General features: G+C 66.8%; 14 protein-coding genes and 1 pseudogene. 7 read left to right on the top strand and 8 right to left on the bottom strand.

Going from position 1 to position 13,965, the window contains the following annotated elements; translation table 11 throughout:
• Positions 1–201: 201 nt before the first annotated feature.
• The gene (locus G6N24_RS20100; protein WP_085158349.1) at positions 202–714 is read right to left on the bottom strand and encodes a metallophosphoesterase family protein; all 513 of its coding nucleotides are present in this window, start codon (positions 712–714) and stop codon (positions 202–204) included.
• A 37-nt stretch (positions 715–751) separates the two neighbouring features.
• Between G6N24_RS20100 and G6N24_RS20095 the strand changes: the two genes are divergently transcribed.
• Positions 752–1,207 carry a MaoC family dehydratase gene (locus G6N24_RS20095; protein WP_085158347.1) on the top strand — a complete coding sequence of 152 codons (456 nt, stop codon included), beginning with the start codon at positions 752–754 and terminating at the stop codon, positions 1,205–1,207.
• Between the two features lie 154 nt (positions 1,208–1,361).
• Positions 1,362–2,669: pseudogene (locus tag G6N24_RS20090) on the top strand (ISL3 family transposase).
• 242 nt (positions 2,670–2,911) lie between these two features.
• Here the strand turns inward: G6N24_RS20090 and G6N24_RS20085 are convergent.
• Together G6N24_RS20085 and G6N24_RS20080 are read right to left on the bottom strand one after the other, a co-directional pair.
• On the bottom strand, positions 2,912–4,207 hold the full coding sequence (locus tag G6N24_RS20085) for an acyl-CoA dehydrogenase family protein (protein WP_085162817.1): 1,296 nt from the start codon (positions 4,205–4,207) through the stop codon (positions 2,912–2,914).
• Between the two features lie 88 nt (positions 4,208–4,295).
• On the bottom strand, positions 4,296–5,393 hold the full coding sequence (locus G6N24_RS20080; RefSeq protein ID WP_085162816.1) for a F420-dependent hydroxymycolic acid dehydrogenase: 1,098 nt from the start codon (positions 5,391–5,393) through the stop codon (positions 4,296–4,298).
• Between the two features lie 77 nt (positions 5,394–5,470).
• On the opposite strand from G6N24_RS20080, the gene G6N24_RS20075 reads away from it, so the two are divergent.
• Positions 5,471–6,076 (top strand): GNAT family N-acetyltransferase, encoded by a 606-nt coding sequence (locus G6N24_RS20075; RefSeq protein ID WP_085162815.1) that lies wholly within the window; start codon positions 5,471–5,473, stop codon positions 6,074–6,076.
• Positions 6,077–6,136: 60 nt separating this feature from the next.
• On the opposite strand, the gene G6N24_RS20070 is transcribed toward G6N24_RS20075, so the two are convergent.
• A complete protein-coding gene (locus tag G6N24_RS20070; protein ID WP_085162814.1) occupies positions 6,137–6,811 on the bottom strand; it encodes a TetR family transcriptional regulator in 675 nt (224 codons plus the stop codon).
• A 69-nt stretch (positions 6,812–6,880) separates the two neighbouring features.
• On the opposite strand from G6N24_RS20070, the gene G6N24_RS20065 reads away from it, so the two are divergent.
• Both G6N24_RS20065 and G6N24_RS20060 read left to right on the top strand, forming a co-directional pair.
• Positions 6,881–7,954 carry a ferredoxin reductase gene (locus tag G6N24_RS20065; RefSeq protein WP_085162813.1) on the top strand — a complete coding sequence of 358 codons (1,074 nt, stop codon included), beginning with the start codon at positions 6,881–6,883 and terminating at the stop codon, positions 7,952–7,954.
• An 88-nt stretch (positions 7,955–8,042) separates the two neighbouring features.
• The gene (locus G6N24_RS20060; protein WP_232070611.1) at positions 8,043–9,185 is read left to right on the top strand and encodes a fatty acid desaturase family protein; all 1,143 of its coding nucleotides are present in this window, start codon (positions 8,043–8,045) and stop codon (positions 9,183–9,185) included.
• Here G6N24_RS20060 and G6N24_RS20055 read toward each other — a convergent pair.
• Both G6N24_RS20055 and G6N24_RS20050 read right to left on the bottom strand, forming a co-directional pair.
• Complete coding sequence (locus tag G6N24_RS20055) at positions 9,182–10,294, bottom strand: DUF1214 domain-containing protein (RefSeq protein WP_085162812.1); 1,113 nt, start codon at positions 10,292–10,294, stop codon at positions 9,182–9,184. The genes G6N24_RS20060 and G6N24_RS20055 overlap by 4 nt on opposite strands.
• Positions 10,291–10,866: a TetR/AcrR family transcriptional regulator gene (locus tag G6N24_RS20050; RefSeq protein ID WP_085162811.1), complete on the bottom strand. Its 576-nt coding sequence runs from the start codon at positions 10,864–10,866 to the stop codon at positions 10,291–10,293. Before G6N24_RS20050 ends, G6N24_RS20055 begins: the two co-directional genes overlap by 4 nt.
• 97 nt (positions 10,867–10,963) lie before the next feature.
• On the opposite strand from G6N24_RS20050, the gene G6N24_RS20045 reads away from it, so the two are divergent.
• Both G6N24_RS20045 and G6N24_RS20040 read left to right on the top strand, forming a co-directional pair.
• Entirely contained in the window at positions 10,964–12,127 is a 1,164-nt protein-coding gene (locus tag G6N24_RS20045; protein ID WP_085162834.1) for a sulfotransferase family protein, read from the top strand.
• Between the two features lie 9 nt (positions 12,128–12,136).
• Complete coding sequence (locus tag G6N24_RS20040) at positions 12,137–13,027, top strand: alpha/beta fold hydrolase (RefSeq protein WP_085162810.1); 891 nt, start codon at positions 12,137–12,139, stop codon at positions 13,025–13,027.
• Between the two features lie 7 nt (positions 13,028–13,034).
• Here the strand turns inward: G6N24_RS20040 and G6N24_RS20035 are convergent, their stop codons facing one another.
• On the bottom strand, positions 13,035–13,247 hold the full coding sequence (locus G6N24_RS20035) for a TOBE domain-containing protein (RefSeq protein ID WP_085162809.1): 213 nt from the start codon (positions 13,245–13,247) through the stop codon (positions 13,035–13,037).
• Positions 13,248–13,282: 35 nt separating this feature from the next.
• Positions 13,283–13,897 (bottom strand): TetR/AcrR family transcriptional regulator, encoded by a 615-nt coding sequence (locus G6N24_RS20030; protein WP_085162808.1) that lies wholly within the window; start codon positions 13,895–13,897, stop codon positions 13,283–13,285.
• Between the last annotated feature and the right edge of the window lie 68 nt (positions 13,898–13,965).

Genomic DNA, 13,965 nt, shown 5'->3' with positions numbered 1-13,965 from the left:
TCCCGTTTGACACGTTCTGGTCACATCAGTCATCCGAGTTTGCGCGGGGCGGTGGTCGATGTGCGCCGCTCCGAGCGACAAATCCACTGCGCGCCTGAGCTTGTCGCTCCGAGGCGGGCAAACTGTGTACCGGCTCGACCCGGAGATTCGTGTTGCCGATGTGACTGCCGCGGACCAGCGCGCCGGTGATCGGTGACCAAATCAACACCGCCCCGCGAGGCCTTCCACCTCGCGCAAGACCACTTCCGTCAGCGCGCCGTCCGCCACGGTCGCGGTCATGTACGTGCAATGGGGTTGGCGGCGGCGATCCGTCGGCGAGCCCGGGTTCAACAACCGCAGGCCGGTCTTCGTCGTGGTGTCCCAAGGGATATGACTGTGACCGAAAACCAGCACGTCGCTGCCCGGATAGAGCCGCGACATCCGCGAGTCCCGGCCGGCCGCCGCGCCCGTCTCGTGGACCACCGTGAAGTGCAGCCCGTCCAGCACCGCGTCCGCACGCTCGGGCAGCCGAGAGCGCAACCGTGGCCCGTCGTTGTTCCCCCAGCACGCCACCAGCCGGGAGGACCTGGCCTCCAGCTGGTCGAGCAACTCGGGCGCCACCCAGTCGCCGGCGTGCATGACGACGTCGGCCCTCGCGACTTCGGCCCACACCTGTGCGGGCAGGTCGCGTGCGCGCGTGGGGACGTGGGTATCGGCGATCAGCAGCAGCCGCATAAGTTCTATGCATACCCCCGACCAGAGGAGAGACCCTATGCGCACCTTCGATTCGGTCGCCGACCTCGCTGGCGCCGTCGGCGAGACGATCGGGCAGAGCGACTGGGTGACCATCACTCAGGACGCGGTCAACCTGTTTGCCGACGCGACGGGGGACCACCAGTGGATCCACGTCGACCCGGAAAGGGCGGCGGCGGGTCCGTTCGGCAAGACCATCGCCCACGGGTACATGACCCTGTCGCTGCTGCCGCGGCTGCAGCAACAGATGTATGCCGTCAAGGGCATCAAGTTGGCAATCAACTACGGCCTCAACAAGGTTCGGTTCCCCGCCCCGGTGCCGGTCGGATCGAGGGTGCGCGCGCGGAGTTCGTTGGTCGGCGTCGAGGACCTTGGCAACGGTGCCGTGCAGGCGACGGTGTCGACCACCGTCGAGATCGAAGGCTCCGCCAAGCCGGCATGTGTGGCCGAGGGCATCGTTCGCTACATTTCGTAGTGTGGCGAGCAGACGCAAAAGCCCCCAAAACCACCCCGTTTTGGGCTCTTCTGACAGTTCCGTGGGTGGATAGCAGCGAAGTAGGGGCGCACGCCGTTGTGGCTTAAGGTTTCTGGCTTGTGAAGGGTCCGAAACCAAAGGAGCCAGCAACGACGTGCGCAATGTGAGGCTATGGCGTGCGCTGCTTGGTGTCGACCGCCGCACGGTAATCGAGGACATCGAGTTCGCTGAAGACGGCGATGGCGCGGAGTTGGTGGTGGCGTGGGTGCGCTCGCGCAGCGGTATGTCGGGCCGCTGTGGCCGCTGTCAACGCAAGGCGCCCTGGTATGACCGGGGTGAGGACCGCGGCGGTGGCGGGGCTTGGACTTGGGCACGATCCGGGTGTTTTGGAGGCCGAGGCGCCGCGGGTGAATTGCCCGCCCATGGGCCGACCGTGGTGATGGTGCCGTGGGCGCGTCACCATGCTGGACACACGTTTGCCTTTGATGACACGGTGGCCTGGCTGGCGGTGGCCTGCTCGAAAACCGCGGTGTGCGAACTGATGCGAATCGCCTGGCGCACCGTGGGGGCAGTCGTGGCCCGGGTGTGGGCCGACACCGAAAAGACCGTCGATCGGTTCGCCAATCTGCGTCGTATCGGCATTGACGAGATTGCCTACAAACGCCACCACAAGTATTTGACGGTGGTGGTCGACCACGACAGCGGCCACCTGATCTGGGCCGCGCCCGGACGCGACACCGCCACCCTGCGGCGCTTCTTCGACGCGCTGGGTGCCGACCGGGCCGCGCAGATCACCCATGTGTCCGCCGATGCGGCGGACTGGATCGCCGACGTCGTCGCCGAGCGTTGCCCGGCCGCGATCCGTTGCGCCGATCCGTTTCACGTGGTGGCCTGGGCCACCGAGGCCCTGGACGCCGAGCGGCGCCGGGCCTGGAATGACGCGCGGACGCTGGCGCGTACCGAGGCCAAATGGGGCCGTGGCCGGCCCGCCAAGAACACCGCGCCGCGGCCGGGTCATGAGCGGGCACGGCGGCTCAAGGGTGCCCGCTATGCGCTGTGGAAAAACCCCGAAGACCTCAGCGAACGTCAAACCGCCAAACTGGCCTGGATCGCCAAGACCGATCCCCGGCTATACCGTGCCTATCTGCTCAAAGAGGGCCTACGGCACGTGTTTTCGGTCAAGGGCGAGGAAGGCAAACAGGCCCTGGACCGGTGGATCTCCTGGGCGCGGCGCTGCCGCATCCCGGTATTCGTCGAGCTGGCCGGCCGCATCGTGCGCCACCGCCAGGCCATCGACGCCGCCCTCGACCACGGCCTGTCCCAGGGACTGATCGAATCCACCAACACCAAAATCCGGGTCCTGACCCGCGTCGCGTTCGGGTTTCACAACCCCGCCGCACTGATCGCGCTGGCCATGCTCGCCCTCGGCGGCCACCGCCCCACACTGCCCGGCCGCGGCTAACACCCCACCAGGGCACCCCTGGCGGGCCCCTTCCGCAACGTCGCCGATTCTGCGCCACCCGCGCGTCGGTGTCCATGTCGTTCCGCCTCGCTGCGCTCGGGGGGCTCCACATGGACACCTCCCACGCAGGCAGCGCCAACGAGCAACTATCGCGGAAGGGAGCAAGAAGAAACTTCCAACCCATCAACCCACGGATAGGTCAGGAGCACCCCGTTTTGGGGGCTTTTGCGTCTGCTCGCCGATCAGAACTCGGCTATCGAGTGCTCCAGCCGTTCGGCTAGCCGGGCCTCGGCCTCCGCCCGCCGGGTCGGTATGTGCTGAGACGGGAAAGGCGTTGTCACAGGCTGGTATTCACGCAAAGTCCGCCGGGCAACCGTCATCTTGTGCAACTCCGTCGCGCCGTCGGCGATGCCCAGCGACTCGGCGGCCACCATCATCTTGACGAACGGCATCTCGTCGGACACGCCGAGCGCACCGTGCAGGTGCATGGCCCGCTGCACGACATCGTGGAGCACTTGGGGCATGGCGACCTTTACCGCCGCGATGTCGCGGCGCACCTTCTGATAGTCGTGGTGCTTGTCGATCAGCCAAGCGGTGCGCAGCACCAGGAGCCGGAACTGCTCGATCTGGATCCAGCTGTCCGCGACCTTTTCCTGGGTCATCTGCAGCTCGGAGAGCCGTCCATGCCGGGTCTGACGCGACACCGCCCGCTCGCACATCATGTCAAATGCCTTGCGCGCCAACGCTATTGTGCGCATCGCGTGATGGATACGCCCGCCGCCGAGCCGGGTCTGCGCGATCATGAACGCCCGGCCTTCCCCGCCCAGCAGGTGATCGGCCGGCACCCGCACGTCGTGGTAGCGGACGTATCCGTGGCTGGCGTGCCTGGATGACTCGGCTCCCACACCGACGTTGCGCACGATCTCGATACCGGGCGTTTCGGCCGGGACGATGAACAGCGACATTTTTTCGTACGTGCGGGCGTCGGGATTGGTGACGGCCATGACGATGAAGAACGACGCGTGCTTGGCGTTGGTGGAAAACCACTTCTCCCCGTTGATGATCCAGTGATCCCCGTCGCGGGTGGCGGCGGTGACGAACAGTCCGGGATCGGAACCGCCCTGCGGCTCGGTCATCGAATAGCAGGAGGTGATTTCGCCGTCCAGCAGCGGCCGCAGGTAACGGGCCTTTTGCTCGTCGGTGCCGAACAGCGCCAGGATCTCGGCGTTGCCCGAATCCGGTGCCTGGCAGCCGAACACCGACGGCGCCCAGCGCGAGCGCCCCAGGATCTCGTTGAGCAGCGCCAGCTTCACCTGACCGAAGCCTTGGCCGCCCAGTTCCGGCCGCAGGTGGGCGGCCCACAGGCCCTGATCCTTCACCCGCTGCTGCAACGGCCGCAGGATCGCCATCACCTCGGCGTTCTTCTTGTCATAGGGATCAAGGGCGACCAGATCGAGCGGTTCGAGCTCGTCGGCCATGAATTTTTCGACCCAGTCCAGCTTCGCCTGGTATTCCGGGTCCGTTTCGAAGTCCCACACTTCTCGCCAACCGTTCCCCGGCGCACCGTGGCACCGGCATCGTTGATGGAACCCCTCCATCGTAGGTGCGGCACGGAATCGGCCGGCTTCAGTGCAACTTCGGTAAGACGTTGGTGCGGTAGAACTCGATGGCGTCGATGGGTTCGTCCTGGGGAAAGTGCAGAAACGGGATAGCCCCGGCGTCGAGCACCGCCTGCACGGCGCCGATGTGCGGGCCGGGGTCGGTGCCGACCGTCCAGTTGGCCAGCACCTTGTCGATCGGGTTGGACTCGGCGGCGCGCTGGATCTCGACCGGATTGGGTTGATCGACGGCCCCGGCGGTGAATCGCCACAGGATCGCGGCGCGGGTGGCCTCGGCGTGGTCGCCGACGACGGCGAACAGCTCGGCGCGTTTGCCCAGGCTCGCGGGATCGCGCCCGGCGGCGTGTGCGCCCGCATCGAACGCGGCGAGCAGCTTCGGGTTCGTCAGGTCGGCGGCCTGGGTTATCCAGCCGTCGCCGTACTGGCCTGCCAGCGCGGCGCTTTTGGGACCACCGGCAGCCACGAAGATCGACGGCGGGGTAGGGGGCAGGTCGTAGAGCTTCAAGGCGTTCGTCTGAAAATAGCGGCCCGCAAACGAGATTCGCGCACCACTCCACAGCTGGCGGATCAGCCCGATCGCTTCGATCAGCCGGTCGCGGCGCTCGGCGTAGGGGCCGAACGCGTTGGTCGCGGCCTGTTCGTTGAGCCGCTCACCGGTGCCCAGCCCCAAGAACACCCGCCCCGGACTCAGGATGGCCAGGGAGGCGAACGCCTGGGCCACCGCCGCGGGATGGTAGCGATACACCGGGCAGGTCACTCCGGTGCCAAACGAGATGCGGGTGGTGCCGCTACCCACCAGCGCCAGGGTCAGCCAGGGAAACATCGAATGGCCCTCGTTGTCCTGCCACGGCTGGAGATGGTCGCTGGCCCACACGTATTGGAAGCCGGCGCGTTCGGCCGCCTGGGCTTGCGCCACCAGCCGATCGGTACGAAATTGCTCGTGCGACAGCACGACCCCCACCGGCTTGCCCGGCTCGGGGGCCGGACCGGTCGGCGCGCCGCGATCGCCGCCGCGTGTGCCGCAGCCGCCGAATAACCCGCCGGCGCCGAGCACGCCCGCCCCGGCAGCTACCTGCCCGAACACCCGCCGCGAGATGCCGGTCATCGGATCGGATCACCCGCCACGCAACCCACCACACCTTCGAGTTCTCCACCGCCAAGTTACTCGCTAACCTGGTTCGGGTGACCCCACAGGCGCGCGCGGCACTCAAGCCCGACGTCCGCGAGCTGTCACGCACGATGGCCCGGGCCTTTTACGACGACCCGGTCATGACCTGGCTGCTTCCCGACGACAAGGCCCGGACCGCCCAGCTGTACCGGTTGTTCGCGACGATGACGCGCCACCACCATCTGTCGCGCGGCGGTGTTGAGGTGGCCTGCGAGGGCGGCGGCATCGGTGCGGCGGCTCTGTGGGATCCGCCGAATCAATGGCGGGAGACGCGCCGTGGGGCGCTGGCGATGACCCCGGCATTCCTTCGGGTGTTCGGCTTCCGGATGGCGATGGGACGCGCCGTGCAGGAAGAGATGAAGCGCGCGCATCCCGAAGAACCGCACTGGTATCTGGCTGCCATTGGCAGCGATCCAACGGTCCGCGGCCACGGCTTCGGTCACGCCCTGCTGCGCTCACGGCTGGACCGCTGTGACGCCGAATACTGTCCGGCCTATCTGGAGTCGACCAAACCCGAAAACGTGCCCTATTACCAACGTTTCGGATTCACCGTCACCGGCGAGATCACGCTGCCAAACGGCGGGCCGCCCCTGTGGCCGATGTGGCGCGAACCGAGGTAGGGAACCACTGCGATGTCGCCGACGAGCACCGGGTGGACGTCGCGAGAACGCTCTTGCGCCTCAGGGATTGCTTCGCCAGCCGGCGACACCGACAGCGATCATCCGCAGCTGCTTGATGGCGATTCGCCGGATCTCTTCGAGTGCCTCGGAGCTGGAAGCGTCCTCGATTGCCTCGGCGGTGACGATCATCGCGTTGACGAACAGGGTCGCCAGCACGTTCAGGTCCTCCGTGCTCCATTCGTTCAGCCCCGGGAAGCGCGCTAGGTCGGTAGCCAGCTCGGAGGTGATCAGCCGGATCTCGGTGCGGATGGCGTACCGCAAGACGCTGAGCCCGCTGGAGCGTTCCCGGCCAATGAGGCGCCAGTGCTCGCGGCGTTCGGCGACGCTGGCGACCAGGATCTCGACGGAGGATTCGATCACGCGGTTGGGATCGAGCCTGCCGGCGCGCGCACCGCGCAGCGTGTCCCGCAACGTGCGAAACGACTCGTCGATCAGGACCAATCCGAGGGCCTCCATCGACTCGAAGTGCCGGTAGAACGCCGCGGGCACGATCCCGGCCTCCCGGGTTACCTCACGAAGGCTTAGGCCGCTGAAGCTACGGTCTCCGAGCAGCTTGAGGGCGGCGGCGATGATGGCCCGCCGGGTCGCTTCCTTGCGCTCCTCCCGTGACGGGCTATCGCGGTTACGGTCCCGGCCCGATCGCTGCGGCCGTGAGCTAGGAGTACGGTCGTTCACTGTGTGAACTCTACCACAGCGCTGCGGAAATCCTTGACGACCAGCATGCTAAGAACACACCGTGTACATATGTTCACTCAATCTTTGACGAAGCGAGTCCTGGGTTCGGACCTGGTCGGCCTGCTCACCGGCCCACATGGCGTCGACCGCTACACCGAGCTGGTCGCGCCCACCTGGACTCGGGACGAGGCCCGCGCCAAGGTCGTCGACGTGCGGCGGACCACGCCGCGCAGCGTCACCCTGACACTGGCTCCGAACCCCGCCTTCACCGCCGCCCACACCGTCAAGGCCGGGCAGTACGTCAACCTCACCGTCGACATCGATGGCCGCCGGCACACCCGCTGCTATTCACCGGCCAACGCCGAGGGCAGCCGCCACCTCGAGCTGACCATCGGTCGCCACGACGGCGGGCTGGTCTCGACCTACCTGCACGAGCGTGCCCACCGCGGCATGGTGGTCGGCCTGGCCGGGGTCGGCGGCGACTTCGTGTTGCCCGCGCCGGGGTCGCATGGGAGACCGCGGCGGATCCTGTTCGTGTCCGGCGGCAGCGGCATCACGCCCGTCATGGCGATGCTGCGCACGCTGGTCGCCGAGCGTCACCCGGGCGAGATCGCCTTCGTGCACTACGCGCGCGCCGCCGCGGAGGCGTGCTACCGCATGGAGCTGGCCGCCATGACTCGGGTGCGGGTGCTGCACGGCTACACCCGATCGGACGGCGGAGACTTGGCCGGTCGTTTCGGCCCGCAGCACCTGGCAGCGGCGATGCCGTCACCCGACGCGGTGTTCGTGTGCGGGCCAACCGCTTTGGTCGAGGCCGTCCAGAAACACTGCGAGAACGTCCACACCGAGAGCTTCGTGCCGCCGGTGTTCGAGCCGCCGGAGAATCCGTCAGGCGGCCGAGTGACGTTCGCGGACAGCGGGATTAGCGTCGTCGACGACGGTCGTTCGCTGCTCGAACAAGCGGAATCGGCCGGCCTGACACCGGAGAACGGCTGCCGGATGGGCATCTGCCACACGTGCACCCGGCGCAAGAGCGCCGGGACCGTGCGCAACCTGGTCACCGGCGCGGTCTCGACGCAGCCCTACGAGGACGTGCAGATCTGCGTGTCCGCCCCCGTCGGCGATGTCGAGCTGGCCCTGTAACCCAATGACATTGCACGACCGTGAATCACGCGACAGCCGCACGTCGTGTCGTGTCGCGCGGTTCACAGTCGTGAAGAAAGGAAAAACCATGTCACACAACAAGATCACGCTGACCCCCGAGCAGGCCGACGCATTCGGCCGCGAACTCGACGCCATCAAGGAACGCGTGATGGCCGACCTCGGCGAAAGAGACGCCGACTACATCCGCCGCGTCATCAAGGCCCAGCGCGCGCTGGAAGTGGGCGGGCGCGTCCTGCTGTTCCTGCCGCCGGCCTGGCCGGCGGGGACCGCGATGCTGGGCCTGTCGAAGATCCTGGACAACATGGAGATCGGCCACAACGTCATGCACGGGCAGTACGACTGGATGCGTGACCCCGCGATCTCCGGCCGCTCGTTCGAGTGGGACACCGCCTGCCCGGCCGATCAGTGGCGTCATTCGCACAACTACATGCACCACACGCACACCAACATCGTGGGAATGGACCGCGACATCGGCTACGGCATCCTGCGCATGAGCGAAGACCAGCCCTGGCAACCGTACTTCCTGGGCAACCCGGTCTACGCGTTCTTGCTGATGGTGTTGTTCCAGTACGGAGTCGCCTTGCACGAACTGGAAACCGAGCGCATTCGCTCGGGCGAGATCACGCTCGCCGACAAGCGTGAGACGCTGAAGGCCATCTGGAAAAAGACGCGCCGGCAAACGCTCAAGGACTACGTCGCCTTCCCGCTGCTGGCCGGGCCGTTCGCGCCGTTCGTGTTCGCCGGCAATCTGACGGCCAACCTGATGCGCAACGTGTGGTCGTACATGATCATCTTCTGCGGCCACTTCCCGGACGGCACCCAGGAATTCACCGTCGAGGAGACCCAGGACGAGTCGCGCGGCATGTGGTACTTCCGTCAGGTGCTCGGTTCGGCGAATCTGACCGGCGGCAAGATCTTTCACCTGCTGTCCGGCAACCTGTCACATCAGATCGAACACCATCTGTTCCCGGACATGCCGGCCCGTAAGTATGCCGAGGTCGCGCCCGAGGTGCAAGAAATCTGCGAGCGTTACGGGATTCCCTACAACCGTGGACCGCTGCTGCGGCAGTTCGGCACGGTCGTCCGCAAGATCGTCAGGCTGACCTTCCCGGAGCGGGGTGAGCCTGCGCTGACGGCGCCGAGCCTGCGCCCAGCGTGTGTCTCCTCGACCGCGGGTAACCCTGGACGCAGTCTCGATCGACCGGCCTAATCCACGTCCGTCGGCGCTTCCGACACGTTCACGAGCTTCACCTCGGGCCGCGCGGGCACCCCGTCGGCGAGAAACCACCGAAATGCGAGGTTGCCACGCGGATAGCCCAGCGCCGTAACTGAATTCGGGTGGGCAGTCGTCCCGCGGGACAAGACGATCGTCACGGAACCGTCACCATTGAGCGCCGCGCTGTGGCCGTTGACGGAGCAACGGACATCGGGGCCCTCCGCCGCGCCGTGGGTGGCCATGAATTGGTTCCACACCACTAGGTTCCAAAACCTGCACGACGGGGGTCGGTGCGTGATGACGAGCGCCTCGTCGTCGTCGAGCACGAAGCTGCCGTAGGAGTAGCAGGCGTCGCGCGCCGACCAGCCGAAGTTGGCGTCGGGAACTTGGTAGGGATCGGCGAATTGGTTTGCAGCGTGCTCGGTTTCGTGCCCCAGCGCGTGCTTGTCGTCGACCCGTGTTCCGACGGCCAGCGGCACGATGGCGAACATGGTGCGCATCCACGCGGCAGTCGCCCGCAGGCGTGCCGCGGTCTCCGCGTCGCCGTGTCGGATCGGCTCCAGCTCGTCGAGCGCCTCGATGTGCCAGGTAACCGGGCGGCCGGTCAGCGGATCCGCCTGGTAGTCACGGGTCATCAGCACGGCCGCGTCGGGTGTGGGAGGGAACTCAAAGCTGAAGTTGCCGTCGGCATCGATATCGAGATCGGTGTCGCGGACGATTGCGACGATCCGGTCCGACCACGCGCCGGGCGACGGTTCGTTGTAGGTGGTGACCGAGAAGTACACGCTGTCACCCTTGTTGCCGCTGACGCGGTAGCGCCGCCGCGGATCGACCGGGCAGATGAAGTAGTAAGCGTCGGTGTTGTCACCGCCCCATCGGCGGTCGCGACGAAACGGCGTGTTCACCGCGACGAACTGTGGCCGACCCGGCTCGGCGAACAGGTAGGTGTCGAAGGCCACGCCCAGGGTGGTGGCGAGCATCCGGTAGCCGTCGGCAATGTGCCGGTCGTCGGTCACCGCACGGTCGCCCTCCAGGAACGAGCGGTCAAGGTCTCCGAGGGTCGTGAGCAGCTCCTTCCAAGCGGCAGTCGATTCGTGCGTCATGCGCCAATTCCCTTCAGGAGCAACGTGGTTGTGCGATCGACCCAGGCGTCGTCGAGTTCGGCGGCGCGCGTGAGCAGGGCCAGCAGTGTGACACCGGCGATTGCCTCGGCAAGTTCGGCGGCGGCGACGTCGGCGCGGACTTCACCCCGCGCCGCGGCGCTTGCAAGCCACGCGACCAGGCCGCCGCCAATGATGTCGGCGAACCGCTCCAGCAGTGCCGAATGCAGGGTCGGATCCGCTGCCATCTCGCCGACCAGCCCCGGCAGGGCCGCCTTGGCCGCCGGTGTCGTCAGGAAAGCCATTGTGCGGCGCACCATCTCACGCAGGTCCTCGGGTGTAGATCCGCTATCGGGGATTTCGGTTGCGGCGCCGATCGGGAACACCGCCTCGTGCACGAGGTGCGCCTTGCTCGGCCAACGCCGGTAGATCGCGGGCTTGCTGGTGCCGGCTCGCGCGGCGATGGCGGCGACCGAAAGGCCCGGATAACCGGTTTCGGCGAGCAGCTCGACTGTCGCGCGAAGCACCGCGCCGTCGATACGGGGGTCACGAGGCCGGCCAAATTCAACTACCATTACGTAACTCAGAGTAACATAAGTCGGCGTGACGCAAGTCCGCCTCGACGACCTCGCCCGGCCGCGATTCGGCGCCGAGGCCCGGCAGATCCTGGACATGATGGCCGCGATGGCGCCCAATTGCCCGCTGGATGCCGAGGCGCTGCACGCGCGCGCCAGTGCCGACACCGGCCTGCACGATTTCGGTCCGGGAGACTACCGAGAACGACTCGATGTCTACCTCGCCGCGCTGCGTGACGTCGACGGGCTGCACGACGCCGGCGCGGTCAACTTCTACGCGCAACTGCTGCAGTTGCTCAAGAACCGGCTGCTGCTGACCGACCTGCTGCGCCGCCATCCGGAGATCGACGACATCGAACTGCGATCGCCGGTGGTGATCGCGGGGCTACCCCGCACCGGCACCACCCACCTGCACAACATGCTGGCGGCAGCGCCCACCTTCCGCACGATGCCGTACTGGGAAAGCGTCGAGCCATTCCCGTTGCCGGCCGAGGCTGCAGCCGAGCCCGATCCACGGCGGACGCGGACGGACGTCGCGGTCGGGGTGATCAACACGGTGATGCCGCATTTCGCACTCATGCACGAGATGACCACCGATCACGTCCACGAGGAGATCCAGCTGCTGGCCAACGACTTCTCGACGATGCTCTTCGAGACGCTCGCCGACGTGCCTCGCTGGCGCGACTACTACCAAGCCCACGACCAGACGCCCCACTACGAATACCTCGCCCGGCAGCTCAAGGCGATGCAGTTTCTGCGCGGCGGGCGGCGCTGGCTGCTCAAGTCGCCCCAGCACCTCGAGCAGGTGCCGGTGCTCGATCGTGTCTTCCCCGACAGCATTGTCGTGTTCACGCACCGCGACCCGGTGCCGGTGGCGCTGTCGATGATCGCGATGATCACCTACTCCGCCCGCATGCACCGCTCACCGGTTCCGGTCGAGCGGATCGCGGATTACTGGATCGAGCGTCTCGAACGGATGCTCATCGCACTCATCGGTGACCGGGACACCATCGGCCCGGACCGTTCGATCGATGTCCGTTTCGATGACTTCATGGCCAACGAATTCGGTGTCGCTGAGCGGGTGTACGCCCTGGCCGGCGAACCGTTCACCGAAGCAGTACGCACGGCCACCGCCGACTATCTGTCGGGCCACCGGCGCGGCCGGCTGGGCAGCGTCGAAACGTCGTGTGCGATGTTCGGGCTCACCGAGGGGAACCTGCGTGCCCGGTTCGCGCCCTATGTCGAGCGGTTCCTGGCATAGCCTGCCAGCATGACCACAATGCCCGCCCTGGAAGGCGTCGAACACAGGTATGTCGATGTCGGCGACGGCGTCACGATCCACGTGGCGGACGCCGGCCCGGCGGATGGGCCGGCGGTGATGCTGGTGCACGGTTTCCCGGAGAACTGGTGGGAGTGGCACGAGCTGATCGGCCCGCTGGCCGCCGACGGCTACCGCGTGCTGTGTCCCGACCTGCGCGGCGCCGGTTGGAGTTCGGCGCCCCGCTCGCGGTATCTGAAGAGCGAGATGGCCGACGATCTCGCCGCGGTGCTGGACCGGTTGGGCGTCGAATCGGTCAAACTCGTCGCGCACGACTGGGGCGGACCCATCGCATTCATCATGATGCTGCGTCATCCCGCGAAGGTGACCGGATTCTTCGGGCTGAATACCTCGGCGCCGTGGGTGCGCCGCGACCTCGGGACGCTCCGGCACCTGTGGCGGTTCTGGTACCAAATCCCGATGTCGCTGCCGGTGATCGGCCCCCGGCTGATCGCCGATCCCAAGGCCCGCTACTTCCGGATGTTGGCGTCCTGGGTGGGTGGCGGGTTCAGCGTGCCCGACGAGGATGTGCGGATCTACGTCGATCGCATGCGCCAGCCTGGGCACGCGGTTGCCGGCTCGCGGTGGTATCGCACCTTTCAGACTTCGGAGATGCTGCGCTGGATGCTCGGTGAATACGATGACGCTCGAGTCGACGTTCCGGTGCGCTGGCTGCACGGCACCGGCGATCCGGTGCTCACGCCCAACCTGCTGCGCGGATATGAGGACCGCGCAAGCGATTTCGAGGTTGAACTGGTCGACGGCGTCGGCCATTGGATCATCGAGCAGCGACCCGAGCTGGTGCTGGACCGGGTCCGGGCCTTCCTTCACATCGAAACGTGAACGACTGTTACTCGACCCCGATCGTGACTTGGGTGGACTTGATGAATACGGTGGCGGGCTGACCGACCTTGAGGCCCAAGTCGATTGCGGCATCCTTGGTGACCGAGGACGTGACGACCTGATCTCCGCCGTCGAGCTTGACTTTGACGATCGCCATCACGCTGCCGAGGTTGACCTCGGTGATCGTGCCCCTGAGCTGGTTCCGGGTCGATAGCCGCATCGCAGGCCTCCTGAAGTCGACGGTTCGCGACGAGCCTAGTGGCGAGGGCCGAGCAACGCGATCGACGCATCGACGGCCGGCTCGACGATCTCCCGCACGGGTCGTCCGTCTTCGACGGCAACCGCGGTCAGTTCCCGCAGCCCGCCCAGCAGGATCACCGCCAGCGGCATATTCAGCGGCGGCAGATCCGCCCGCCGGAACCCGGCGCTCGCGCTGAGCTCGATCAGCAGGCCGGTCAGCAGTTCCGTCCCGCGGCGCTGGACGGGACGCGCGACGTCGCCGAGCGGCGGCAGCTCACGAATCCAGCTCAGTGTGAGGGCCGGCCGCGACTCGATATGGCTGACGAATGCCTCGACCGCTTGCCGAATCTGCCGCTGCCAGTCGGCGTCGGGATCGACCGCCGCCCGGATGCTCTTGGCCAGCGTCTCGTTGTCGGCCAGCAATAGCTCCTGAAAGCACTGTTCCTTGCTCGCGAACTGGTCGTAGAAGGTGCGCTTCGAGGTGCGTGCGTGGCGGACGATGTCGGCGACGGTGGTGGCGCGGTAACCACGCTCGTCGATCGAGGCGGCCAGGCCGTCGAGCAGCCGCGACCGAAACGGATCGCCATCGTCGAGGACCGCGTCGGCGGCCGCTGCCGTCGCTGACGTCATCGTGGCGGCCCCTCTCATGAACCCAGTCTTGTCAGCCTTGGTACCAAAGAGTACCGTACCGTGATGAG

The organism is Mycobacterium lacus, assembly GCF_010731535.1.
GTDB classification, from domain to species: domain Bacteria; phylum Actinomycetota; class Actinomycetes; order Mycobacteriales; family Mycobacteriaceae; genus Mycobacterium; species Mycobacterium lacus.
Note: the sequence above shows the minus strand (reverse complement) of the source record. Positions and strands in the feature narration are given on the sequence as shown.